Origin of the sequence: Megasphaera paucivorans (assembly GCF_900103535.1) — a bacterium.
GTDB classification, from domain to species: Bacteria; Bacillota; Negativicutes; order Veillonellales; family Megasphaeraceae; genus Megasphaera_A; species Megasphaera_A paucivorans.
The window spans coordinates 1-23,835 of sequence record NZ_FNHQ01000014.1; the positions used below are offsets into that span (position 1 = coordinate 1).

General features: G+C 42.8%; 25 protein-coding genes, 1 tRNA gene and 1 pseudogene. 25 read left to right on the forward strand and 2 right to left on the reverse strand.

Going from position 1 to position 23,835, the window contains the following annotated elements:
• A partial coding sequence (locus tag BLR11_RS07525; RefSeq protein ID WP_176762909.1) for a UPF0236 family transposase-like protein occupies nucleotides 1-248 on the reverse strand: 248 nt, incomplete at its 3' end.
• Between the two features lie 266 nt (nucleotides 249-514).
• Here BLR11_RS07525 and BLR11_RS07530 point away from each other — a divergent pair.
• The 17 genes from BLR11_RS07530 (at nucleotide 515) to BLR11_RS07610 (ending at nucleotide 15,151) form a co-directional block, all read left to right on the forward strand.
• Nucleotides 515-1,399 carry a mechanosensitive ion channel family protein gene (locus BLR11_RS07530; RefSeq protein ID WP_091650215.1) on the forward strand — a complete coding sequence of 295 codons (885 nt, stop codon included), beginning with the start codon at nucleotides 515-517 and terminating at the stop codon, nucleotides 1,397-1,399.
• A gap of 2 nt (nucleotides 1,400-1,401) precedes the next feature.
• Nucleotides 1,402-1,617, forward strand: coding sequence for a DUF951 domain-containing protein (locus BLR11_RS07535; protein WP_091650218.1), 216 nt, complete (start codon nucleotides 1,402-1,404; stop codon nucleotides 1,615-1,617).
• Between the two features lie 125 nt (nucleotides 1,618-1,742).
• Nucleotides 1,743-2,957, forward strand: coding sequence for an ATP phosphoribosyltransferase regulatory subunit (locus BLR11_RS07540; protein ID WP_245675116.1), 1,215 nt, complete (start codon nucleotides 1,743-1,745; stop codon nucleotides 2,955-2,957).
• A gap of 1 nt (nucleotide 2,958) precedes the next feature.
• The gene (hisG, locus tag BLR11_RS07545; protein ID WP_091650222.1) at nucleotides 2,959-3,594 is read left to right on the forward strand and encodes an ATP phosphoribosyltransferase; all 636 of its coding nucleotides are present in this window, start codon (nucleotides 2,959-2,961) and stop codon (nucleotides 3,592-3,594) included.
• 12 nt (nucleotides 3,595-3,606) lie between these two features.
• Nucleotides 3,607-4,893: a histidinol dehydrogenase gene (hisD, locus tag BLR11_RS07550; protein WP_091650225.1), complete on the forward strand. Its 1,287-nt coding sequence runs from the start codon at nucleotides 3,607-3,609 to the stop codon at nucleotides 4,891-4,893.
• Nucleotides 4,890-5,972 (forward strand): histidinol-phosphate transaminase, encoded by a 1,083-nt coding sequence (gene hisC, locus BLR11_RS07555; protein WP_091650228.1) that lies wholly within the window; start codon nucleotides 4,890-4,892, stop codon nucleotides 5,970-5,972. The genes hisD and hisC overlap by 4 nt, the downstream gene beginning before the upstream one ends.
• On the forward strand, nucleotides 5,959-6,543 hold the full coding sequence (gene hisB, locus BLR11_RS07560; RefSeq protein ID WP_091650231.1) for an imidazoleglycerol-phosphate dehydratase HisB: 585 nt from the start codon (nucleotides 5,959-5,961) through the stop codon (nucleotides 6,541-6,543). The genes hisC and hisB overlap by 14 nt, the downstream gene beginning before the upstream one ends.
• Before the next feature lie 3 nt (nucleotides 6,544-6,546).
• Entirely contained in the window at nucleotides 6,547-7,161 is a 615-nt protein-coding gene (gene hisH, locus BLR11_RS07565) for an imidazole glycerol phosphate synthase subunit HisH (protein ID WP_091650234.1), read from the forward strand.
• Nucleotides 7,162-7,164: 3 nt separating this feature from the next.
• Complete coding sequence (gene hisA, locus BLR11_RS07570; RefSeq protein WP_091650236.1) at nucleotides 7,165-7,884, forward strand: 1-(5-phosphoribosyl)-5-[(5-phosphoribosylamino)methylideneamino]imidazole-4-carboxamide isomerase; 720 nt, start codon at nucleotides 7,165-7,167, stop codon at nucleotides 7,882-7,884.
• A gap of 42 nt (nucleotides 7,885-7,926) precedes the next feature.
• Entirely contained in the window at nucleotides 7,927-8,691 is a 765-nt protein-coding gene (hisF, locus tag BLR11_RS07575; RefSeq protein ID WP_091650239.1) for an imidazole glycerol phosphate synthase subunit HisF, read from the forward strand.
• The gene (gene hisIE, locus BLR11_RS07580; RefSeq protein WP_281240848.1) at nucleotides 8,688-9,407 is read left to right on the forward strand and encodes a bifunctional phosphoribosyl-AMP cyclohydrolase/phosphoribosyl-ATP diphosphatase HisIE; all 720 of its coding nucleotides are present in this window, start codon (nucleotides 8,688-8,690) and stop codon (nucleotides 9,405-9,407) included. The genes hisF and hisIE overlap by 4 nt, the downstream gene beginning before the upstream one ends.
• 11 nt (nucleotides 9,408-9,418) lie before the next feature.
• Nucleotides 9,419-10,564: an HAD family hydrolase gene (locus BLR11_RS07585; RefSeq protein ID WP_245675117.1), complete on the forward strand. Its 1,146-nt coding sequence runs from the start codon at nucleotides 9,419-9,421 to the stop codon at nucleotides 10,562-10,564.
• Between the two features lie 112 nt (nucleotides 10,565-10,676).
• Nucleotides 10,677-11,351, forward strand: coding sequence for a tRNA (guanosine(46)-N7)-methyltransferase TrmB (trmB, locus tag BLR11_RS07590; protein WP_091650244.1), 675 nt, complete (start codon nucleotides 10,677-10,679; stop codon nucleotides 11,349-11,351).
• Nucleotides 11,335-12,576, forward strand: coding sequence for an FtsW/RodA/SpoVE family cell cycle protein (locus tag BLR11_RS07595; protein WP_091650248.1), 1,242 nt, complete (start codon nucleotides 11,335-11,337; stop codon nucleotides 12,574-12,576). The genes trmB and BLR11_RS07595 overlap by 17 nt, the downstream gene beginning before the upstream one ends.
• A gap of 28 nt (nucleotides 12,577-12,604) precedes the next feature.
• Nucleotides 12,605-13,870, forward strand: coding sequence for a uracil permease (gene uraA / locus BLR11_RS07600; protein WP_091650252.1), 1,266 nt, complete (start codon nucleotides 12,605-12,607; stop codon nucleotides 13,868-13,870).
• 24 nt (nucleotides 13,871-13,894) lie between these two features.
• Nucleotides 13,895-15,004 carry a [FeFe] hydrogenase H-cluster radical SAM maturase HydE gene (gene hydE, locus BLR11_RS07605; RefSeq protein ID WP_091650254.1) on the forward strand — a complete coding sequence of 370 codons (1,110 nt, stop codon included), beginning with the start codon at nucleotides 13,895-13,897 and terminating at the stop codon, nucleotides 15,002-15,004.
• Between the two features lie 58 nt (nucleotides 15,005-15,062).
• Nucleotides 15,063-15,151: transfer RNA gene (locus BLR11_RS07610), tRNA-Ser, on the forward strand.
• A 358-nt stretch (nucleotides 15,152-15,509) separates the two neighbouring features.
• Here BLR11_RS07610 and BLR11_RS13960 read toward each other — a convergent pair.
• Nucleotides 15,510-15,683, reverse strand: a pseudogene (locus BLR11_RS13960) (IS256 family transposase); the annotation flags it as partial.
• Nucleotides 15,684-16,608: 925 nt separating this feature from the next.
• On the opposite strand from BLR11_RS13960, the gene BLR11_RS07620 reads away from it, so the two are divergent.
• The 8 genes from BLR11_RS07620 to BLR11_RS07655 all read left to right on the forward strand — a co-directional run bounded on the left by BLR11_RS07620 (nucleotide 16,609) and on the right by BLR11_RS07655 (nucleotide 23,796).
• Nucleotides 16,609-16,938 (forward strand): ArsR/SmtB family transcription factor, encoded by a 330-nt coding sequence (locus BLR11_RS07620; protein WP_091650259.1) that lies wholly within the window; start codon nucleotides 16,609-16,611, stop codon nucleotides 16,936-16,938.
• 62 nt (nucleotides 16,939-17,000) lie between these two features.
• Nucleotides 17,001-17,243, forward strand: a complete 243-nt coding sequence (locus tag BLR11_RS07625; RefSeq protein ID WP_218118747.1) for a thioredoxin family protein — start codon at nucleotides 17,001-17,003, stop codon at nucleotides 17,241-17,243.
• Between the two features lie 33 nt (nucleotides 17,244-17,276).
• Nucleotides 17,277-18,242: a permease gene (locus BLR11_RS07630; RefSeq protein WP_091650262.1), complete on the forward strand. Its 966-nt coding sequence runs from the start codon at nucleotides 17,277-17,279 to the stop codon at nucleotides 18,240-18,242.
• Nucleotides 18,243-18,290: 48 nt separating this feature from the next.
• Nucleotides 18,291-18,623 carry a CGGC domain-containing protein gene (locus BLR11_RS07635; protein ID WP_091650263.1) on the forward strand — a complete coding sequence of 111 codons (333 nt, stop codon included), beginning with the start codon at nucleotides 18,291-18,293 and terminating at the stop codon, nucleotides 18,621-18,623.
• Nucleotides 18,624-18,869: 246 nt separating this feature from the next.
• Nucleotides 18,870-20,165 (forward strand): L-cysteine desulfidase family protein, encoded by a 1,296-nt coding sequence (locus tag BLR11_RS07640; protein WP_342707192.1) that lies wholly within the window; start codon nucleotides 18,870-18,872, stop codon nucleotides 20,163-20,165.
• Between the two features lie 310 nt (nucleotides 20,166-20,475).
• The gene (locus BLR11_RS07645) at nucleotides 20,476-21,498 is read left to right on the forward strand and encodes a phosphate/phosphite/phosphonate ABC transporter substrate-binding protein (RefSeq protein ID WP_091650266.1); all 1,023 of its coding nucleotides are present in this window, start codon (nucleotides 20,476-20,478) and stop codon (nucleotides 21,496-21,498) included.
• A 13-nt stretch (nucleotides 21,499-21,511) separates the two neighbouring features.
• A complete protein-coding gene (phnC, locus tag BLR11_RS07650) occupies nucleotides 21,512-22,261 on the forward strand; it encodes a phosphonate ABC transporter ATP-binding protein (protein WP_091650270.1) in 750 nt (249 codons plus the stop codon).
• Nucleotides 22,258-23,796 (forward strand): PhnE/PtxC family ABC transporter permease, encoded by a 1,539-nt coding sequence (locus BLR11_RS07655; RefSeq protein ID WP_176762910.1) that lies wholly within the window; start codon nucleotides 22,258-22,260, stop codon nucleotides 23,794-23,796. The genes phnC and BLR11_RS07655 overlap by 4 nt, the downstream gene beginning before the upstream one ends.
• Nucleotides 23,797-23,835: the final 39 nt, after the last annotated feature.

The window sequence follows — 23,835 nt, forward strand, 5'->3', positions numbered from 1 at the left end:
TTCCGTATGCGACGGCGCTGATAGGTAACGGTGCCGAATAGTCCTTGTATCGTACGGCGATCCCGTCGTTCAATCTGATACCCTTGGTGCTTGTACTGTTCCACCAATTCTGTATCCATCGTTTCTAACGCACACACCAGTGCCTCTGTGAAAACCCGCATAAACAGCTGCAATAATTTTGTTTCGCGTATGATCGCGGTATCGGATTCCTTTATTGTTTTGATAATTTCTGCTATAATATATTCCATGAGAAGACCTTCGGTTGTGATATATTTTGCTGGCTAGGCAATATATCTATTATCTAGGTCTTTTCTTTTTTTTGCAATATCTTACCGAGAACTATTTTACACTAAGCCGCGATATATGTTGTAGGGATACTCTTGTGCACGTAAAAATTTATACAAGCGGTATTACTTGCAGAACCTATATCTTTGCTGTAATATGAACATAGATAGTAAGAAATAGAGAAAATTACTAAAATTTTAATACATATTATACTATAAAGGAGCTTTTTATGGACAGTCTTTTCACAGATTCCTTAACAAGAGATATTGCGCTTACCCTTTTGGAAAAGGGCGTACGTATTATATTACTGCTTGTGGTATCCTATATTGCATATATTATTATTCAACGTCTTATTGAACGATTATTTGATATACGGTTTGTTAAATTATCTAAAGAACAGGAAAGAAGATCAACGACGCTTCATTCTTTGGTACACAGCGTTATTTTTGTCATTTTTTGTTTCTTGGTCGTTATTATGATTTTGAATGAGCTCCGTGTCGATACAACCTCTCTGTTGGCTGGTGCCAGCATTATCGGTCTGGCTATAGGCGTTGGGGCACAAAGCTTGGTTAAGGATTTTGTTGCTGGTTTTTTTATTATATTGGAAGGTCAATATTCCATTGGAGATTTTGTTACGGTAAAAGGATATAGCGGTACGGTTATCGATGTGAATCTGCGGACGACTAAGATTTGTTCTCCCGACAAAGTTATTCATACGATTCCCAATGGATTGATTGACATTGTCAGTAACTATACTAAAGGAATGTACGTCGCAACCATTCGTATCGGAGTTAGCCAAAGTGCAGATCCCGATGTTGTCTTGTCTGTGCTGCAGGAAGCGCTGGGCGTTGTTTCGCAGCGGTCGGATGTACATGAAGAAGGTGCAAGTGTTGGCGGATTGGTCCAAATGGAGGGAAATTCGTTTATCTATGAAGTCAGTATACCGGCCCGCCGCAGTGATGCATATGGTGTATGTACGGCATATCGGTATGAGGCGGCAAAACGCCTTGCGGCAGCGCATATCGCTATGGCCCGTTTTGTTATTGAAACGCAGATGACAAAGACGATAGAAGAAGAGAATTCCCTAAGTAAAGAGAAAAAAGAGGAGGCATAATAATGATAGGTTTTGTTCGTTATCATGTAGGAGATATTGTACAAATGAAAAAAACGCATCCCTGTGGTTCTAATGAATGGGAAGTCATGCGTGTAGGAGTGGATTTTGTCATTCGGTGCCGCGGTTGCGGACATCGAGTAATGCTTCCGCGTCCTAAATTTGAAAAAGCGGTGAAAAAAATTATTTTTACCGCCGATGCAGATACAAAAAATATATAAAAAAAGTAATAAAGGTATTTTCAAGTGGATAACTTTATGGTACAATTCATATCAACATTACTTTTATGCTTTAGCAAGGTGATGAGATAATACGATAAAGAAAAGGATGAAGGAGGTGCATGCAAGTGAATAATACTTTAGACGGAGTCAAGATGCTGCATCATGATGAAATGCGCAATTATGATCGCATCCAAAGCAAATTAACTTCGGTTATTATGAATCATGGATGCAAAATTATTGAGACTCCAAGCTTTGAAGATTATGATGTATATCGCCATTTTTTTCCGCAGCTGCGGCAGGAAATGGTAAAAACGATAGATACGGATGGCCGGGTACTAGTCCTTCGTCCCGATGTGACCTTACCTCTTGTTGAGACTGCGGCACGTGAATTTCCGCGGGCAGACCAGCTGCTTAAATTTGGGTATGTGAGTACCGTTTTTCGTGAATATTACGGTCGCAGCACTTACGGAAAAGATTTTTTACAAGGCGGTATTGAAATACTGGGAGATGCAAGTCCGGAGTGTGATGGCGAAGTTATTGTCATGGCGGCAGAAATACTGGATGCCTTATCTGTTAAGCATATACGTATTGATATAGGAACCGTTGCCTATACAGATGCTCTTTTTGCCGGACTATCGCTGGCTGAGGAACAAAAAAAACACCTGCGTAAATACATGGCGGAACGAAATTTGGTAGCGTATACTAAATATCTTGATTCTTTATCGCTGGAAGGAGTAGCATATCAGGCACTCAAAGCCATTCCCATGCTTTTCGGATCGTATGCAGTTACGTTAAGTAAGGCATATGAATATTGTATTAATAAAGAAATGCAACAGGCATTGAAGCGACTGGAAAAGACCTACGATTACATTTTATATGCCGGATATGCGGATAAAGTGCAGCTCGATTTTGGTTTTGCCAGTCAGTTGGGTTACTATACTGATATGGTATTTAAAGTATATGTAGATGGCGCGTTATATGATGTCATTGACGGCGGACGTTATGATACATTATCCGCACAATTTGGCGTTGATCGGCCAGCCTGCGGTTTTGGAATGAATATCAATTTGTTATATGAATTTATGAGTGATGCCGGCTTATTAGAAGGTACGGAACCGTCTTTTCAATTGGCCATTTCTTATTCTGAGAGCGATCAATCACTGATTCGTGATTTGATGATTTGGCGGCGGCACGGTTTTCGTGTGGCAGCGTATCCTTGTTCTACTTTTATTGATAGTCGGGATTACAGCATTCATGCCGTATATGAAAACGGGATATATTACCAGGAGACAAAGCAATTAACTGCTCAGGAATTAGAAGAACAAATGAGGAGGCTTTAATATGTCTATCCATATGGCGCTTGCCAAGGGGCGCATTGCTAAGACAGTCATGACCTATCTCCAAAAAAGCGGTTATGAATTTCCAACGTATTCGGAAGATAGCCGAAAGCTTATCTTCGAAGATGTAGGGCTAACGATAAAAGTAACGTTGGTAAAATCCCCGGATGTTGCTGTATATGTGGAACGGGGGGCGGCAGATATTGGCGTTGTCGGTGAAGATGTTCTTATTGAAGAATGTTCGGGTGCCGATGTATACGAAATATTGGATTTGGGAATTGGCTGCTGTCGTATGGCTGTGGCCGGCATTGCCGGAAAAAAGGTAGATATGACGAAACGAATTACGGTGGGTACAAAATATCCCCGCATAGCCCGGCAATATTTTGAAAATAATCACCATAGTGTGGATATTATTAAACTGAACGGGTCGGTGGAACTGGCTCCGATCGTGGGATTATCGGATGTAATCGTAGATATTGTAGAAACAGGCAATACGTTACGTGCTAACGGATTGGACGTATTGCAGTATTTTATGGATTTCAGTGCTCGGATGATTTGCAATACGGTGTCTTTTAAACTGAAAATAGATGAAATACAGCAACTTATTCATGTCATCAAACGTAATAATGCAGAAGCATAGGGGGAATATAGTGTGGAATGGATTGAAGTGCCCGATGAAGGATTGAAGCTGCGTGATATCCGCCGGATTACCAAAAGAGATCAAGCGGAAACCGCAGGGATTCGTGAACAAGTAGAAAATATTATTGCCGCGGTTCAAGAGCAGGGGGACGCAGCAGTTAGAGAAATGACCCAAAAATTTGATGGGATATGGGTAGAAAATTTTTTGGTTAGTGCAGATGAAATAGATGAAGCAGTTACCTATGTAGGGGAAAATTTTATAAAAATTCTTGAAGAAGCGCGTGACAATATCCAGCAATATCATGAACGGCAAAAACAAGAAACGTGGATAGATACCTTTCGGGACGGCGTTCGTCTTGGTGCGAAATACACCCCTATTCAACGTGTTGGTGTGTATGTGCCGGGAGGAACAGCGGCGTATCCTTCTACCGTATTGATGGATACGATTCCGGCACATGTAGCAGGCGTACCTTCTATTGCGGTATTTACTCCCCCGGGAAAAGATGGCAAGGTTAATCCGTATATTCTGGCGGCAGCACGTATTGCCGGAGCGACGGAAATATATAAAATAGGCGGTGCACAAGGAATTGCCGCGGCTGCTTATGGGACAGAAACTGTTTCTCCTGTATTTAAAATAGTAGGACCCGGTAACGCTTACGTAGCCATGGCGAAACAACTTGTTTTCGGCACGGTAGGGATTGATATGATTGCAGGCCCCAGTGAAGTAGGGATTTTGGCCGATGAAACATCGAATCCTGCTTGGATTGCCGCTGATTTGCTGGCTCAAGCAGAACATGACCGCCGGGCAGCCGTATTTTTAGTAACGCCAAATGCAGCGTTGGCCGGGGCTGTAGAAGCAGAGATAGAAAGACAAATGGAAGAACTTCCCAGAAAAGATATTATTGCTGATTCTATTAAAAATTATGGCAAAATTTTTATTACTAAAGATCGGAAACAGGCGATTGACATAATGAATCTTATTGCACCGGAACATTTGGAAATTGATTTTGCCGAACCGGAATCTTATGTGGAGCATATTATTAACGCCGGCGCTATTTTTATCGGAGCGTATACGCCCGAACCTGTCGGTGATTATTTTGCAGGTCCCAATCATACACTTCCGACTATGGGAACGGCAGCATTTTCTTCACCGCTGGGAGTGTATGATTTTGTCAAACGCAGCAGTGTGTTGGAATATAATCAGCAGGCTTTTGTACAGATCGCAGATAAAGTTGCTCAATTTGCTGATGTTGAAGGCCTGCAGGCCCATGGAATGGCCGTTAGGAGGAGAATGAAATGAAACAGGAATGGCTCCGCAAGACAATTCGCAGTTTTACTCCGTATAAAGTTCCGGAAATCAAGGAACATATAGTGATTAATGCAAACGAAAGCCCCTATGACATTTTTAATTTTCCTGATGTAAAAAAAGATTTTTTAACTCGTTTGGCCAAACTTCCTTCGTATCATTATCCGGATCCGTTTGCAAACACTCTCCGCAAGGCGTTAGGCCGATATGTTTCTGCTGAATATAATGAAATATTGGCAGGTAACGGCGGGGATGAAATGATTCAGCTGATTCTTAATACGTTTATTGATGAGGGAGATACGATACTGGTACATGTACCCACCTTTGATGTATATGAAATTGACGGACAAGTGTTGGGAGCCCGGATTGTTAAAGTACCTGATTCCGAAGATTTTAAACGTGAGGGAGAAACCTTTCTGGAGGCTATCCGCAAATGGCAGCCTAAGGTTACTTTTATTTGTAATCCGAATAATCCGACAGGGGATATATGGCCGGTTTCCTTGATAGAAAAAATGATCCAAGCATCACCCGGCATTGTAGTCGTAGATGAAGCATACATGGAATTTTCTGGACAGGAAAGCATGATATCCCGTCTCCATTCTCATGATAATCTTATTGTTATTCGTACGTTATCTAAGGCTTTTGGTCTTGCCGGTTTTCGTTTGGGCTATTGTGTGGCTAATGCCGATATTATCAATGCCGTATCCCTTACAAAACCATCGTACAATCTAAATAGTTTTACACAACTTATGGGAGTAGTGGCCTTGGAACATAGTGAAGAAATTTTAAAACACAATGTTCCGCCAACTATTGCGGTGAGAGACTATTTGATAGAGCGGTTGAGAACAATAAAGGGAGTAGAAGTTTTTCCTAGTGCGGCCAATTTTATTTTAGTACGGACTTATGATGGACCTCGGTATGTGAAAACGCTTAGCGAAGCCGATATTTGCGTTCGTTCTTATGGAAATCGTGCGGATTTGGCGAATTGTCTGCGTATTACAGCAACAACAGAGTATGTAGCAAATAAAATTCTGAAAGTATTTCAAAAGGAGGCCAGCCATGAGGACTGCTGAAATCGAACGGAATACAGCGGAAACGCAAATTGCCATGTCGATAGAATTAGATGGAATTGGATCTTTTGCAGGTTCTACGGGCATTGGGTTCTTTGATCATATGCTTGATTTATTAGCTTGTCACAGCGGGATGGATATTTCTATCCATGTTCATGGCGATTTGGAAGTCGATACACATCATACGATCGAAGACCTGGGCATTGTTTTGGGGCAAGCCCTGTACAAGGCACTGGGCGATAAGGCGGGAATTACCCGGTACGGTATGTTTTACTGCCCGATGGATGAAGCATTGACTCGTTGTGTCATTGATCTGAGCGGCCGTCCTTATTTAGTATATGATGTAGCAATACCGGCAGAACGTATCGGGACATTTGAAACAGAAATGCTGCGGGAGTTTTTATATGCTGTGGCTGTTCACGGACGCATGAATCTTCATGTAACAACTCTTTATGGAACCAATGCACATCATATCGTGGAATCCGTATTTAAAGCATTGGGGCATGCGCTTAAACGAGCTGTCTATATCGAAGGGGAGGACAGCAATATTCTTTCGACAAAAGGGGTGCTGTAAATTATGAGAATTGCTGTTATTGATTATGAAGTGGGTAACTTGGCCAATGTATATCATGCGTGGCGAAGACTGGGGGAGGATCCGAAAATCACCCGCGATCCGGAGGTTATCCGCAATGCCGAATTAATCGAACTTCCCGGTGTCGGTGCGATCCGCGATGCGATGGGAAATTTGGAGAAATTTGATCTCATTCCGCTATTGGAAGAACAGGTAAAGGCGGGAAAGTTTTTTTTAGGTGTTTGTTTGGGTATGCAGGCTTTATTTGAAACAGATTATGAAGGCGGTGTGTATAAAGGACTTGGTTTTTTGCCAGGTGAAATAGTTCCTTTTCATACACAGCTTAAAGTTCCCCATATGGGGTGGAATGAGTTGGAATTTTGTCAATCTCATTGGCTGCAGGAAGGATTAGCAGCACATCCCTATGCTTATTTTGTTCATTCGTATTATAAATCTCCCGTGGATTCATTGGATGTTATTGCAACGGCTTGTTATGGACAGGCAGTTCCGGCAATTTGCGGTAAGGATAATGTTTTGGGAATGCAGTTTCATCCAGAGAAAAGCGGCGCTGTTGGGGCACAGCTTTTAAAAAATATTTTGAAGCACCTCAAGAAAGGATAATATATGATTGTATTACCAGCAATTGACATACAAAACGGACATGCTGTACGACTCCGGCAGGGCATTAAAGAAGACAGTACGACGTACTTTAAGGATCCCGTAGAAGCAGCTAAAAAATGGGCAGGTGAGGGCGCTGAATATCTTCATATCGTTGACTTGGATGGTGCATTTTCCGGCAGTCTCAGCAATGTTGATAGTATTGGACGCATTTGCCGGGCAGTTCCTATTCCCGTTGAAGTAGGAGGGGGAATACGAAGTGAAAAAGCAATAAAAACGTATCTTGAAAATGGGGTCAGCCGGGTCATCATTGGGTCAAAAGCGGTGGAGGATGCTGTATTTATTACAGAAATGGCTGGCTTATACGGACATAGATTAGCGGTATCTGTTGATGCTAAGGGCGATGTAGTAGCAACGCGCGGCTGGGTGGACAACAGCGATAAAGCCGTTGTCCCGTTTGTAAAATTCCTATTATCTATTGGCATTCGTACAATTGTTTATACCGATATCAGCCGGGACGGAATGCTCTCCGGACCGAATATGGAAATGATGGAAAAACTGCAGTCATTACCTGATATCCGGCTGATAGCATCAGGCGGTGTAAGCGGTATATCGGATTTAAAAGCATTGCAGAAATTGAACGTATATGGAGCGATTACGGGGAAAGCCTTATATGAAGGGAAAGTTACGATGGAAGAAATACGGAAACTGTCGCAGGAAGATTAAAAACAGAATCCTAACAATATAAATTTATAAGGGGGATGCATTATGTTAGCAAAGCGAATCGTTCCTTGTCTGGATGTATGCAACGGCCGGGTAGTGAAAGGCAAACAATTCAAACACATACAAGATGTAGATGATCCGGTTAAATTAGGGAAATTTTATTCGGATCAAATGGCGGATGAATTGGTGTTTTATGATATTACAGCAACCCACGAACAACGAGGTATTTTTATTGATGTTGTAAAAGCGGTTGCCGAAGAAATAAATATTCCTTTTACTATAGGAGGCGGGATCCGTACCATAGAAGATTTTCGGCAGGTATTGCTGGCAGGTGCGGATAAAGTATCCGTTAATTCCGCGGCAGTCCTCCGGCCGGAACTTATTCGGGAAGCAGCAGCTCGGTTTGGCAATCAATGTGTCGTTTTATCTATTGATGCAAAACGTAATAATCGGGGCAGTTGGGATGTCTATGTTGAAGGCGGCCGCAAAAATACCGAGATTGATGCGATTGCTTGGGCTAAACAGGGAGTTGCCTTGGGAGCTGGAGAAATCTGTATCAATTCTATTGATGCAGACGGAGAAAAAAAGGGGTTTGACTTAGAATTAAACCGGCGTCTGGCGATAGAACTTCCGGTACCGATTATTGCATCGGGCGGAGCCGGAACCATGAAAGATTTTAAAGATGTATTTGATGTAGGCGTTGATGCGGCACTGGCGGCATCAGTATTTCATTTTGGACAAATCGACATTCCTGATTTAAAAATGTACCTGCAGGAAAAAGGAATCCCCATGAGAGAGGTGGAGGCATGATGTACACGGTAAATCTAAGCCATATACAATATGACGGACAAGGCCTGATTCCGGCTGTTGTTCAGGAAAAAAGCAGTGGAAAGGTCCTCATGGTTGCCTATATGAATGAAGAATCATTGCGTAAAACGATAGAAACAGAAGAAACATGGTTTTATAGCCGCAGTCGGCAATGCTTGTGGCACAAAGGAGAAACCTCGGGACATGTACAACGGGTTGCGGCCATCGCGGTCGACTGTGATGCAGATACACTGCTCCTGCAGGTCGATCAGACGGGAGCGGCCTGTCACACGGGCAATATATCCTGTTTTTTTCGCCGGCTGCAGGAGTTTGCAGCGAAGCCATATACCGGGTCTGTGGCTATATTAAGTGATTTACAAAAAGAAATCAGGGAGAAGAAAATTCATCCTACAGAAAAGTCGTATACGGCGTATTTGTTTAGTGCGGGTATTGATAAAATCTGTAAAAAAATCGGCGAAGAAGCAGCGGAAGTTATTATTGCCGCAAAAAATGCCGATCACGTTGTGACAGATATATCCGAAAATGGAGATCATTTGCGTGAAGAAGTATGCAAGGAATCGGCTGATTTACTGTATCATTTATCCGTATTGTGGGAAAATGCAGGAGTTACTGTCAATGATGTTATGGCGGTGCTGGAAGCAAGATCTCACATCGAAGGAAATAAAAAGGAAATAGGACATCAGGATAAGACTTTTTAAGGAGACATACTGTGAAAAAAGTAATATTTGATATAGATGGCGTACTGCTCAGTGAAAAACGTTATTTCGATGTCTCGGCTTTGGTTGTATGGGAATGGTATCACAGTCCTCAGTATATGCATTTAGATGAGGAACAAGTAACTGCCGACGTGACGGAAGAACAAATCACGACGTTGCGGGCGCGGTTTTGGAAAAATGATGAGATATTGTCATGGCTGAAAAGTCATGGGATTAATAGCAATTGGGATATGGTACATGCTCATATAGTGACTACTATATGGCTGCTGTTAGAGCAATATATCCGGGAACATGGCAAGGTATGTGCATTGTCTCTGCATACGGTAGAAGATGTACAGAAATTAGGGACGATGCTGAGGCCATATGTGATTCCCACAGCCGATGACGTAGAACAGCGGCTACTGGCGGTGGTGCCTCCGACAGCAGATAAAGAAGCGGTATTTGCCTCCTTGAGTCAAGCCATGGCAGAAACAGTAGGAGCTGCTGTAAGAGAATGGGCCCCGCTGGGCGGACCGCTTTGGCAGCTGCATCAGCGGTCTTTTCAACATTGGTATTTTGGGGATTCCCTTTATGAAAAAATATATGGGGAGACGTCATATGCCAAGGGAAAAGAAGGGTTTCTTCATAAAGAAGAACCGCTTGGAACGATAGCGGGAATTCGCTATGTATTTCAGGAATTAAAACGCCGAGGATATGAAATTGCCATTGCCAGCGGTCGATCACAAATAGAAATGCAGGTCCCCTTTGAGACCTACGGCTGGCTTTCTGAGTTTGATCCGTTTTATATTTCTACAGATACGGATGTGGCGGCTGCGGAAGAAATGCTGCATATGCCGCTCGGCAAACCCAATCCGTTTGCTTATTATTTAGGGGCATTTGGCAAAGAACCATCTAACTACCGTGCATATACAGAAAATCCGGAGGCATTTAAAAACGGGACGTATTATGTTGTGGGTGACTCTCTTTCTGATGTGTGGTGCGCTAAAGCGATGGGTGCCGTCATGATCGGCACGCTTACAGGATTGGAAGGACGCGAGGCACGGACGATGTTTGAATCGGAGGGAGCTGATTATATCGTCGATTCGGTGGAACATATTTTAGATATTCTGCCGGGCGATACAACTGGTAAAAATGTTTGACACTGGGACGCTAAGTTTATATAATAAAATAGGCATTTGAGCTTTGGGCTGATTCCCGTCGAATCAGCCTATTTTTGCAAATAAATATGTATGAAAATAAGGAGAGTAAAGGATGCGTTTACGTAGAAAACCATGGATTGATGAGGCCATCAAAGAGTATGGATCCTTTGTTCGTTTAGTGCATTGTGAACAATGGAAAGGAAAATGGCGGTCGTTATTTCCTGATCCGCAGGCTCCGCTATGGGTAGAACTAGGAACCGGTAAGGGCAATTTTATTTCCCAAATGGCACTGCTGCATCCGGAGATTAATTTTATCGGTATTGAAATTCAAATAGGCGTGTTATATTATGCAGCGAAAAAGACAGCGGAGGCACAATTAAAAAACGTACAGCTGCTTAGATTTGATGTAGGAAATTTACCGGAAATATTTGATTTGGGTGAGGTTGATCGGTTTTTTATTAATTTTTGTGATCCTTGGCCCAAAGCGAAGCATGCCAAAAGACGATTAACTTATCGTAATTTTCTCGATCGATATGCCGCTATATTATCGCATGAAGGGAAAATATATTTTAAATCAGATAATGCAGGTCTGTTTGAATTTACATTAGAAGAATGTAAAGAACGGCAATGGGATTTGTCTGAAGTTACCTATGATTTACATCATAGCGATATCCAAAATGAGGCAATGACTGAATATGAAGCCAAATTCAGCGCCAAGGGACAACCCATCTTTCATTGTGTGGCTGCATGCCCTGTGGAGGTGACGGGAGATGGATCGCCAAACTAGAAAAATGCGTCGTGTGTATTATGGACTGATTGTTGCGTTTTCCGTGCTTATTGTTCTTGGTTTGGTCAACGTATTCAGCTCGACGTTTGTTGGGGATCGTATGATTGGAAACACCTACTATCATTTGATTCGACAGGTTATTATTCTTTTTATCGGAGTGATACCGGCTTTATTCGTGTATCGCGTGGACTATACTTTTTGGCGCCGGCATCTGGGAATTATCTGTTTTATAACGGTAACGCTGCTTGTGCTTGTTTTTATTGCCGGTATTCATATCAATGGAGCCAGGCGGTGGCTGGGGATTGGCTTTTTTACCTTTCAGCCGTCCGAATTAGCTAAGTTGGTAGGCGTTATTTATACAGCCACGATACTTTCACAGTTGTTGGATAAAGATAAACCTGTAGAATTAGTACATGCCATGAGTCATAAGAAAAAGGCGCCTGCTTGGAAGCGCTGGAAGCTGAAACCGGAACGAGCACTTTGGATTCCCTTGGTATTGGCCATTCTAGTGGCCAAACAGCCGGATGCAGGGACGGCTATTGTGATATTGCTGATTCCTGTTATTATGGTTATTGCCAGCGGAGCGCATATATCCAGAGCAAAACTGCCGATTTTGGTTGCTGTCAGCATGGGTTTGATTTATACACTGAGTGCAGTGTATAGACGCAACCGGCTTATTTCATGGATTGATCCGTGGTCTTATGAAAAGACGCTGGGGTATCAGACGGTGCAGGGACTGATTGCAATTGGCTCCGGCGGTATTACCGGTCAAGGAGTTGGTACGGGCGTTAGTAAGTTTAGTTACTTGCCGGAAGCGCATACCGATTTTGCTTTTGCCATTTTTGCCCAGGAATGGGGCCTTATCGGTTCCATCGTTATGCTGTCTTTATTTGCAGTTATTGTATATTGCGGCTGCATGTGTGCGCTGCATGCGCTGGACAAATACGGAATGCTTTTGGCATTAGGAAGTACATTATATATAGGCGGACAAGGATTTATCAATATAGGAATGGTAAGTGGATTGCTGCCCGTTGTGGGGGTGCCGCTGCCTTTTATCAGTTACGGCGGGACCTCCCTTATTGTCAATATGGCGGCGGCGGCGCTGCTGTTGAATATTGCCAAGAAAAATTTGAATGAGGCGGCTCGAGAGGCACAAATGTCGGCACGCGTAACAACGCTGCCGTCTATGAAGGAGGAAACAAAAAGCCAGTTTCCTTTACATTAACTGATTTGCTGAGGAGGATATAATTATAATGAGAAGAATTATTCAGGTTGATGAACGGTTGCCGATATTACCGACCATTCCGTTAAGTTTACAGCATTTATTTGCTATGTTTGGATCTACGGTCCTGGTTCCTTTTCTACTTCATGTAGATCCGGCCATTGCTTTATTTATGAATGGGATTGGAACTCTTTTGTATTTATACTTGTGTAAAGGACGGCTGCCTGCTTACCTGGGTTCCAGTTTTGCGTTTATTTCTCCCGTTCTTGCTGTTTGTGCTACCCCGGGAATGACGTACGGAGATGCACAAGGGGGATTTATTGTTTTCGGGTTTTCCTTCATGATCTTAGCACTGGTAGTAGATAAAGTGGGAACGCACTGGATCGATGTATTATTTCCTCCGGCGGCAATGGGAGCTATTGTCGCTATAATCGGACTGGAATTAGCACCCTTGGCGATGACCATGTCCGGATTTTTGGGTGAAACACAAGGAATGACAAATGAAACAGCTATGATCATTTCTATGTTTACTCTCATTGTTACTATTTTGGCGACCGTATTGGGACGAGGATTTGTCGGTATTATTCCTATATTGATCGGCGTTGTGGCAGGGTACGTTCTTTCTTTCTTTATGGGTGTAGTCGACTTTACTCCGGTCCGAGAAGCAGCATGGCTGTCAGCGCCAACTTTTTATGCACCGAAGTTTAACCTCAGTGCGATCATGATGATTATGCCGGCATTGTTTGTGGTTTTTGCGGAACATTTGGGGCATTTGTTTGTGACAAGTGATATTGTAGGACGTGACCTCATTAAAGATCCGGGACTGCATCGTTCGCTATTTGCCGATGGATTGTCTAACGTTATTTCCGGACTTGTTGGATCGACTCCGAATACGACATATGGTGAAAATATGGGAGTTATGGCAATTACAGGCGTGTATAGTGTCTGGGTTATTGCCGGTGCTGCGATATTTGCTATTATCTTTTCGTTTGTTGGAAAAATTGCTGCCTTGATTCATGGGATTCCGACACCTGTAATGGGGGGAGTATGCATTTTGCTGTTTGGCTTTATTGCCAGTTCCGGCATTCGTATGCTTATTGAAAAAAAGGTAGATTATACACGTTCTAAGAACCTTATTCTTACGGCGGTAACGATGGTTTCCGGATTAAGCGGAGCTACCATTATTTTGGGGCCGGTACAACTAAAAGGAATGGGACTGGCTACGGTTGTAGCTATGATTCTGAGCTTAGCTTTTTTGGTGTTTGAAAAATTACATGTCGATAATTACGAAAAATAAGGTATCTATAGTGGGAGATATAAGATGAATGGTTTTTCACAATTATTGAAAAAACAGCATATGACTCGTAATGATTTGATAGAGCTGCTACGTTTGACGGATACCGAACAACTGCAGCAGCTTTATGAGGCAGCTTACGCCGTGAAAGCTGACTGTGTGGGACGTGTCGTTTATTATCGAGGTCTCATCGAATTTTCCAACCGCTGCATTAAGAACTGCTGTTATTGCGGTATCCGGAGAGACAACCACGAAGTGGAACGATTTGATACAGAACGGGAAGATATTTTAGCCATGGCGCAATGGGCCTATGAAAATCGATATGGATCCTTGACCTTACAATCGGGTGAACGACAAGATGCGGATTTTGCTGCGTATATCGAGCAACTCGTGCGGGACATTAAAACAATGAGCCATGGTGAACTCGGGATAACCTTATGTGTGGGAGAACAAAAAGAGGATACCTATCGCCGTTGGTTTGAAGCCGGAGCACACCGCTATCTATTGCGTATTGAGTCCAGCAATCCGGAGCTATATAAACAGCTCCATCCGCAGGATGGTCATCATGAATGGGCTGTACGCAAGAGCTGTCTTGAATCCTTGCACCGCATAGGCTATCAAGTAGGGACAGGAGATATGATCGGCTTGCCGGGACAAACCATAGAGGACTTAGCGGACGATATTCTTTTTTATCGAGATATGGATATCGATATGATTGGAATGGGTCCCTATGTGGTCCACCATAATACCCCTGTCGGAAAACATGTCCTTACTGCAGGCGGTGATTCACCGCAGTGTAAATCACGCCGTCTGACCCTGGGATTAAACATGATTGCTGTAACCCGGCTGTTTCTCCGTGACGTGAATATTGCCGCGACTACGGCATTGCAGGCATTGCACCCCTTGGGAAGAGAATTGGGACTGAAAGCGGGAGCCAATGTTTTGATGCCAATCGTTACGCTGCCGAAATTTCGTTCACAATATCTGCTTTATGATAATAAACCTTGTGTCGAAGACAGTCCGGAACAATGCCGACACTGTTTGGAAGGACGTGTTGCATCCGTAGGAGATACGGTTGGGTTTGAAAAATGGGGAGATTCGCCTCACTTTTCAAAGAAAAAAGATTTATTTGAATGAAACGCAAGATATTTTCTTGACGCAAATCACTTATGTTTGGTATAATATTATCCGGTATGGAAAGGTGTCCGAGTGGTTGAAGGAAGCGGTCTTGAAAACCGTCGAGCCTCTAAAGCTCCGTGGGTTCGAATCCCACCCTTTCCGCCAAAGACAATTACTGGGTTCTCGAGATAATCGAGAACCCATATTTTTTTCATTATTTAGCTTTTGGGGCTTGTTTTTGGGACTTTTTTTCTGCAACAGGGGCGTTTATTGGAATTATTTTATCGTTTTTTGTTGGGATGTTTATTTTTATTCCTTGAGATTGAATAGCATCATCAACAATATTGTTTAGTAACATAGTCGGTATTTCTCTTCTGCTGGAAAGAACTTCTGAATAGGCTTTTGCTGTTATTTGAATATTAGAGTGTCGGGCAAATTCTGATGCTTCTTTAAGATTTACAGATGGAAGAACATATGTCACGGCCATTTTCCGGAATGATTGGATAGATATATGTGGCAGCCCATATCCCTGGCGTTCCTTGTTCCGTTCTGATTTCTCGGCACAAAGCTTACTTTCTACTTCAGCTTCCATTAGACGTTCACAGAGCCATTTGAGCATGGATTGCATCGGATCTTCCTCTGATATAAATTTCATTAGCATTTTTTCAAAAGATACGGTAGAATTTAGGTAAGTCATCATTTGTTCACTCCTTATTGGTTTGCTCGCTACTTACCTTTTCGGAGTTTTGATGGCTTTTTCCTTTTTTTACTTTTGCGAACTTAATTGTACTCTATTTTTCGTTTAATTAACTAAAGGAAAGAGGGTACTCCCGGTTATTCGTCGAAGATATGTAGGAGTGTTTCCTATTCATACGACTGAAGTATTTTTTATACAAATTTCATATCGGTGCTCATCTTTTTTACACTATCTTAATTTTTTTTGGGATACACTTAGAGCGTAAATAATTTTTTATTTGTTGGGATGCTAGATCCAATAGGGAGTGGATAAAGATGAGAACACAATTTTTATTTTTCTTGTTATATATCGTGGCTATGATGGCGCTTGCTTTTTGGTTACAATTAAGTTCTTAAATAATAGGAATAAGTGGGTTAGAATTCAAAAATCCTTGTGGAAAAACAAGGATTTTTTGCGTTATATAAAAGCTGTTACATATTAAACATGTACGTATGGTGTATATGTTTAACGGGTATTTACCGATATAACATGACCACTTTTTATGCGGCAAGATATGCATGGGAATTGTTTTTATAGGAGGTTGTATGTTTTGAAATTGTAGGACATTCTCGACAATATGGTTTAGTAATCGAGAGCTTAAAAGAGAATAGCACAAATTTTGCTGGATTTGAAGAACGAGACGGATAGTATAATACTATTTGGCATAAGGAGGTAGAAGCTATCGAGGGAGCGATTTAACTGATTAATCAGCTGGTTAAGGCTCATCAATCATGTTTTCATACTAACGTATATAATGGTTTTCCCCATACTGAAATGGTAGGCGATACAGGCTTGCAACTGTTCATTTGATAGTATATAATAACCGTATAACCGAGTATACGGTTATACGGTTATTTGATTATACGCAAGGAGGGAGGATTCATAGATGCAGACAATAGTTAATGTATTAAAGGCATTATCTGATGAAACTCGGTTACGAATTTTAAATCTATTATATGAACGGGAACTGTGTGTATGTGATGTTATGGAAACGTTACAGATTACGCAGACTAAAGCATCCCGGCATCTTTGCTATCTTAAGAATGCGGGATTAGCAGCTGACCGTAAGCAGGCACAATGGGCATATTATTCAATATTGCGGGATGAACGGCTGAAATTTCTGGATCGTCTAGTGTATGATAATTTGAGAAGTATAGAAATATATCAAAAAGATATACAGCATTTGAATGCATGGCTGCAGCGAAAAAATATGTAAGATTCTGTTTTTATTTTTTTAGTTTAAAAAAACTTATTTATAGTAGAGAAGGGAGGGCAGTCATGATGGAAATTAAAATATTAGGTTCCGGGTGTGCTAATTGCAAAAAACTCGAAGAAAATGCACAAAAAGCGGTTTGTGAATTACAAGTCGATAGTACGATTATTAAAGTACAGGATATCCGCGAAATCATGAAATACGGTGTCATGCGGACTCCGGCTATTGTAATCAAGGAAAAGGTGAAAATGGCGGGGAAGGTATGCACGGTAGAAGAAATTAAGCGATATATTACCGAAGAACAATGATTTTCATCATAATGAGCAAGAAGGAGGTGCACTATGTTTGATTGGCTGCAGGTAATTGCTGATTTTTTAACCTATACGGCGCTGGGTTTTTTGCCGGAGAGCAAACTGGGCAGTGCTATTAATTTCTTTATTTTTGATACAGTCAAAATATTGATACTTTTGATAATTATTATTTATGCCATTACGTTTATTCGCAGCTATTTTCCTCCGGAAAAAACAAAAAAGATTCTTTCCCATACAAAAGGAAATCAAGTAGTCGGACATGTCTTGGCGGCTCTGCTGGGAATCGTAACTCCGTTTTGTTCTTGCTCTGCAGTTCCCCTTTTTATCGGATTTGTAGAAGCCGGAATTCCCTTGGGTGTGACTTTTTCATTTTTGATTGCGGCACCTATGGTAAATGAAATCGCCGTAGGTCTTTTATACGGTTTGTTTGGCTGGAAAATTATGTTGATTTATATTTTATCCGGAGAAATTATTGCTATGATAGGGGGAATGATTATCGGCAGAATGAAAATGGAAAAATTTGTAGAAGCGTATGTTTATGAAATGCAAAATATACCTAGCATGGAAATTGTTGAACCGCGTATGAAAAATAGACTATATGATGCGTGGATTTTTACTCGTGATTTAATTAAACGCATATGGATCTATGTTCTCCTCGGCATTGCTATCGGCGGTTTTATCCATGGCTGGATTCCGGCGGGAACCTTGGCGCAGTATGCAGGAAAAGACAACCCCTTTGCTGTTCCCATTGCTGTATTGATCGGAATACCGCTGTACTCCAATGCGGCGGGTGTTATTCCGCTAGTCGGTGAGTTGACTAGAACCGGTGTTTCCATGGGAACGGCGCTTTCGTTCATGATGGCAGTGACCGCGTTAAGTCTTCCGGAAGCGATTCTTCTAAAACAGGTACTCAAACCGCGTCTGCTGGTTATCTTCTTCGGCGTCGTTGGAATGGGTATTATCTTTACAGGCTATTTATTCAATTTTTTACTGTAACATGATGTGATATGGCAGAGGTATATGGTGATAGAGGGAGATGGTAAGATGAAAATAGGCTTGATCAGATGTTTGCAGACAGAGGATATGTGTGGGACGACTCTTTGCTTGAAAGCGATAAAAGAGCATATGGGAGCGTTTCAAGATATCCAGGAAGAGATTGAACTGATGAATATAAATACTTGTGGGGGATGTCCTGGCAAAAAAGCAATTACCCGGGCTGAAAATATGGTTAAAAACGGCTGTGATACCATTGTTTTATCTTCTTGCATAACCCAAGGTTCCCCTATTGGATTTCCCTGTCCTAACAAAGATAGAATGCCTTCCGTTTTGCGCAAAAGACTTCGTGACGATATTCGAATTTTGACATATAGCCATTGATAGGGCGATTCGCTGTGCTGTGTTGATCTAAAAAAACTCTCTCCTCATGCGCTGGCAGGGGGAGAGTTTTGTATTGCGGATATATCCGATAGGTAAGCATAAGGGGAATTTTGATTAACAAATTGACATAGTTTCTTTTATGCTGCTGTTGTGGAACCTGTTGACAGAGCAGAAGCTGCGTTATATATTTAACGTGGATAATAACTTGCAGTATAGGGTGCGTTTTTTGAGGAGGAGCGAATAGAATTGACACAGACAATGAAATGGGAAACAATGATAGAAATCATGAAAAAAAATGTTATGCCGGCAACCGGGTGTACGGAGCCGATATCATTAGCCTATGCGGCAGCGGTGGCGGCTAAGCATCTTGGCTATCCGGCAGAACGGGTAGAGGCGTATGTATCGGCGAATTTAATGAAAAATGGCATGGGTGTGACTGTTCCGGGGACGGGCAGACCGGGACTGCAGATGGCAGCTGCTATCGGTGCGCTGGATGGGGATGCGGAAGGCGGGCTGCAGGTGCTGGGAAACCTGCATGAAGATAAAGTAACCGAGGCTAAGAATATGGTGGACAGCGGGTTGGCGACAGTGGCTGTCAAAGACGTACCGCAGGTTTTGTATTCAGAAGCCAATGTGTATGGACAGGGACATTGTGTACAAGTTTGCATTGCCGACAGCCACACACATATTATTTTTATTAAAAAGGATGAAGAAATAGTATTTTCTTTGCCACAGAACGAAACAGCGGAAATCGATCCGGATGTCAAATTTCTTCGCTCATTGACTTTTTATGATATATATGAATTTGCTGTTAAGGCACCTTTACCGATGCTTTCCTTCATTAAGGAAGCAGCAACGCTCAACGATGCATTGTCTGAAATCGGTTTAAGCGGTGAGTATGGGCTTGGCATGGGGCATGCCATGGCCGATAAAATTGATAAAAATTTAATTGGAACCGATCTTTTCAACCAAGTGGTAATGCGGACGACCGCCGCGGCGGATGCTCGTATGGGCGGAGCCCCGTATGCGGCTATGTCTAACTCCGGTTCCGGTAATCAGGGAATTTGTGCGACGGTTCCGGTTACTGTCGTAGCCCGGCATTTAGGGGCAGAGGAAGAAAAGCTGATACGGGCATTAGCCTTTTCTCATATGACGGCTATTTATATCCATGGATTTCTACCTAAATTGTCGGCACTTTGCTGTGGATTGACCTCCAGTATGGGGGGAGCTGCCGGCATGGCGCTGCTTATGACAGGCGATTATGATACCGCTGCACGGGCTTTATCTTCTATGACCGGGGATGTTACGGGAATGGTTTGTGATGGGGCGGCGAACAGCTGTGCCATGAAGGTTGGTTCCGCTTCCGGCTCCGCATTTCGTTCTGTTATGTTGGCCCTTGATGGCAAGCGGGTGAGTGGAAATGAAGGACTGGTGTCAGATACTGTTGATGAGTCCCTGCGAAATATCGGGGTCTTGGCTACAAAGGGAATGCAGGAAACAGATAAACAGATATTGGATATTATGCTGCATAAGAATCAGTAATCTGTCTTGACAGTGCGTTTTTCCTGCTATATACTTACGTTGGTTTAATTGTGAGACGAGGGGGAGCTCCTTTATCTTGCTATATGTATATAAAGACATATTAATGACCGGAAATGCGATGGGAATCCGTGTAACGGATTGAGAGGATGCTTGCAGCATCGACCGCCGATACATGATATCGGATGCCTGTTTGGGTACGCATTTTACGGTGGTTCAGACGGGTATTGTATATACCCGTCTTTTTTTTTATAAAAAATGAGGGTATGTTATTTTTATAACATTGTAAATTATATAAGGAGGATCGTTACGTATGAAAACAATACGAATACTTGCGGCGGCGTTATTTATGGGGAGTCTTTTGCTGACAGGCTGCAGCAGTACACCTTCCGGCGGAGACGGGAAGAATATTGCAGAATTGAAGATTGCGATTTCCCCGTACCAGGATGCCGATACAATGAAGACCCATACGGCGCCGCTTGGTAAGATGATACAAAGTAAAATGAAAGAGAAAGGATATAATATAAAGAAAGTTACCTTGTCTGTCGGTACCTCGTATAATGCAGTGGGAGAAGCGTTGAGTGCCGGTAGTGCTGACATGGGATTTATTTCAGGAGCCACCTATGTATTGTATGACAAAGATATTTCCGTTTTACTTACGGCGCTGCGCAACGGTATTGATAAAGATACAACTGATTTGCAGAAATGGAATGATGGAACGCCGGAAAAATTTACTGACGATTTGACCCAGTATTATCGTTCCTGCATTATGGTAGGACCGAGTCCGAAGGGACAGGCATTACTGCAGAAGGTAAAGAGCGGACAAAAGCCAACCTGGCAGGAACTTAATGATCTTACCTGGTCGGTCATGAGTCCGGCATCGGCATCGGGATATATGTATCCGTCCTTGTGGCTGAAAGAACAATATGGCAAGAAAATATCTGATTTATCTCATGTGGTCCAGGCTGATTCTTATACGACATCATTAGCACGCCTTGCTTCAGGACAGGTAGATGTTTTGGTGGCCTATTCGCATATCCGTGCTAATATGGCTAAAAATTGGCAGACAAAATTAGGTGGGACGCAGGATATATGGGAACAGACAGGCATGATTGCCATAACTGATAAAATTTTTAACGACACAGTAAGTGTCAGCAACAATTCTAAAATTATGCAGGATGAAGGTTTCCGAAAAGCATTGGGAGAATCCCTTATTGAAATAGGTAAGACTAAGGAAGGAATAGAGGTCTTGAAGACAATTGGGCATAAGGGCTATGATTGGGCCGATCGAGCAAATTATGATGGCGAGCGCCAAGTACAGCAATTACTGAAATAAGGCAGGACATTATATGGATATGTTAGAACTGAAAAATGTGTATCAGAGTTATCATAAGCATAAACCTATCCTGCACGGCATTACTCTAACGATCAAACAGGGGCAGTTCGTGTCTGTGATCGGCCCCAGCGGAGCAGGTAAAACAACCTTACTGCGGCTGTTCAATCATATGGCTTGTCCCGTATCGGGAGAGGTGTGGGTCGGGGGTCTGCGTTTCGATACGTTGAACGGACAGAAAAGGCGGCAAGTGCAGCATCGTGTGGGAATGGTATTTCAAGATTTTTGTCTGGTTGAAGAAAGTACGTGTCTGCAAAATGTGTTGAATGGATGCTTAGCAGATATGCCTATCTGGCGAGTATTAAGCGGTCACTTTCCTGCACGCGTTCAAGAGCAGGCACGAGCTGCTTTGCAGCAGGTGGGCTTGGCGGAACAGGAACATGCCCTTGCTGCTTCCTTGAGCGGCGGGCAAAAACAGCGGGTAGCCATTGCAAGAGCGTTGCTGCAAAAAGCGGAGGTACTGCTGGCTGATGAACCGGTGGCCTCCTTAGATCCTATGACAGCACAGCAGATTCTTGTTTTGCTGCGAAAACTTCAGCGTCAGGAGGGACTGACGGTCGTGATGAATAGTCATAATGTAGAACAAGCCAAAAAATTTTCTGATCGTATTATTGGACTTAGAGAGGGGAAAATATATTATGATGCAGCGCCGGAACAATGGACAGAACAGGATTTCGTCCAGTTGTATGGACGAGGGATATCGTGATATGCAAACATAAGGCCGCAGCGGCAGCATTCTGTATAGTGCTCATCGTGGCGGCCGGACAGACCGTGGATTTTTCTGCTTTTTTGCTTATACAGAGAGGCAGTCGCTTTTTCGATATTTTTCGGGCAATGCTGCCGCCGGATACAGCCTATGCTGCTGTCGTTTTACAACCGTTGTGGGCGACTGTTCAAATGTCCTTGGCAGGGACCGCGATAGGAGCTATATGCGGCTTTATAGGAGCTTTTGTTACCAATGCATACAATAACCAGCACCGGTGGCTGCGGATCCTTTTAAAAGGAATCATTCATTGTATACGTACTATTCCGGTACTTATTTTGGCTTTGATTTGTACCTTCCTTTTGGGTCTGGGAACGTTGGCGGGAACGATAGGGCTTGCGCTGTATACGTTTGCCGTAATGACCCGCATGGGATATGAGGATATAGAGAGTATGTCTTTTATAACGGCACAGACTTTGGAAGCGGCTGGTTGTGGTCGTACCCGGGCGTTTATAAGAACGATTCTTCCGGCCGTTTTGCCGGGATATATGACAAATGTTTTGTATATATTGGAAGCCAATGTTCGCCATGCTGCTATTTTGGGATATGTGGGAGCCGGCGGAATTGGCATTCTCTTAAATGAACAGATTTCGTGGCGGCAATATAGTCAAGTGGGGATGATTTTGCTTCTTTTGTATGTCGTAGTATTGAGTACAGAAGGAATAAGCGAATGGCTTCGCCGGGTGTTGAGGGGTGCAAGAAAACTGACACTGACAGAGCGTTTGGCAGTATGGAGCAGTGTGGTCTTTTTTGCGGGTACGTCGTTGCTGCTGTTGTCCTTTCCCCATACAGACACTTCCGGCTTTTCTGCAGCCCATGCAATTATAGAGGGGATGATTCATCCTGATTTCGGAATGCTTTTTTCGTTGGAGTATGACGGTGTGCCGTATTTATTATATGAAACGTTTTGTATTGCTTTTTTAGGTACATTAGCCGGCATGTGCATGGCTGCAGTATTTTCCTTTACGGCTAATTTTCGGTTATTTCCCTGTCCGGCAGCCTTATTCGCCAGACTTGTATTGCTTTTTATACGAACGGTACCTGTATTTGTTTATGGACTGATGTGGATCCGTGTTACGGGACCGGGACCTTTTGCCGGAGTTTTGACATTAGCCGTATGCAGTATTGGGTTACTGGCGAAACGCTTTATTATTGCTATTGATGATATGGATTTTCGTACGTATCGGGCATATACTGCTATGGGCGTTTCTTTTTTAGGAAAAGTAAAATATGTTATGTTGCCGCAAATTTATCCCAGATATGTATCGGCTGTGTTGTACCGGTTTGATATCAATATACGGGATGCGGCTGTATTGGGACTCGTTGGTGCCGGCGGAATCGGGACACCGCTGATGTTAGCCATGATGCATTATAACTGGTCTGAAGCGGGAGCTCTTTTATGGGGGTTGATGTTACTGGTAACGGGTGTGGAAATAGTATCAGAACAAAGTCGGAAAAAAAGAGGAATCAATACATGACATATCGTTTTTTAGGAGCTTCTTTCGCAGTAAGAAAGA

Excerpts from the sequence above, each read along its gene's own strand:
- BLR11_RS07530 (WP_091650215.1), top strand. The coding sequence starts at position 515 with ATGGACAGTCTTTTCACAGATTCCTTAACAAGAGATATTGCGCTTACC.
- BLR11_RS07535 (WP_091650218.1), top strand. The coding sequence starts at position 1,402 with ATGATAGGTTTTGTTCGTTATCATGTAGGAGATATTGTACAAATGAAA.
- hisG (WP_091650222.1), top strand. The coding sequence starts at position 2,959 with ATGTCTATCCATATGGCGCTTGCCAAGGGGCGCATTGCTAAGACAGTC.
- hisC (WP_091650228.1), top strand. The coding sequence starts at position 4,890 with ATGAAACAGGAATGGCTCCGCAAGACAATTCGCAGTTTTACTCCGTAT.
- hisB (WP_091650231.1), top strand. The coding sequence starts at position 5,959 with ATGAGGACTGCTGAAATCGAACGGAATACAGCGGAAACGCAAATTGCC.
- hisH (WP_091650234.1), top strand. The coding sequence starts at position 6,547 with ATGAGAATTGCTGTTATTGATTATGAAGTGGGTAACTTGGCCAATGTA.
- hisA (WP_091650236.1), top strand. The coding sequence starts at position 7,165 with ATGATTGTATTACCAGCAATTGACATACAAAACGGACATGCTGTACGA.
- hisF (WP_091650239.1), top strand. The coding sequence starts at position 7,927 with ATGTTAGCAAAGCGAATCGTTCCTTGTCTGGATGTATGCAACGGCCGG.
- hisIE (WP_281240848.1), top strand. The coding sequence starts at position 8,688 with ATGATGTACACGGTAAATCTAAGCCATATACAATATGACGGACAAGGC.
- trmB (WP_091650244.1), top strand. The coding sequence starts at position 10,677 with ATGCGTTTACGTAGAAAACCATGGATTGATGAGGCCATCAAAGAGTAT.
- BLR11_RS07595 (WP_091650248.1), top strand. The coding sequence starts at position 11,335 with ATGGATCGCCAAACTAGAAAAATGCGTCGTGTGTATTATGGACTGATT.
- uraA (WP_091650252.1), top strand. The coding sequence starts at position 12,605 with ATGAGAAGAATTATTCAGGTTGATGAACGGTTGCCGATATTACCGACC.
- hydE (WP_091650254.1), top strand. The coding sequence starts at position 13,895 with ATGAATGGTTTTTCACAATTATTGAAAAAACAGCATATGACTCGTAAT.
- BLR11_RS07620 (WP_091650259.1), top strand. The coding sequence starts at position 16,609 with ATGCAGACAATAGTTAATGTATTAAAGGCATTATCTGATGAAACTCGG.
- BLR11_RS07625 (WP_218118747.1), top strand. The coding sequence starts at position 17,001 with ATGATGGAAATTAAAATATTAGGTTCCGGGTGTGCTAATTGCAAAAAA.
- BLR11_RS07630 (WP_091650262.1), top strand. The coding sequence starts at position 17,277 with ATGTTTGATTGGCTGCAGGTAATTGCTGATTTTTTAACCTATACGGCG.
- BLR11_RS07635 (WP_091650263.1), top strand. The coding sequence starts at position 18,291 with ATGAAAATAGGCTTGATCAGATGTTTGCAGACAGAGGATATGTGTGGG.
- BLR11_RS07645 (WP_091650266.1), top strand. The coding sequence starts at position 20,476 with ATGAAAACAATACGAATACTTGCGGCGGCGTTATTTATGGGGAGTCTT.
- phnC (WP_091650270.1), top strand. The coding sequence starts at position 21,512 with ATGGATATGTTAGAACTGAAAAATGTGTATCAGAGTTATCATAAGCAT.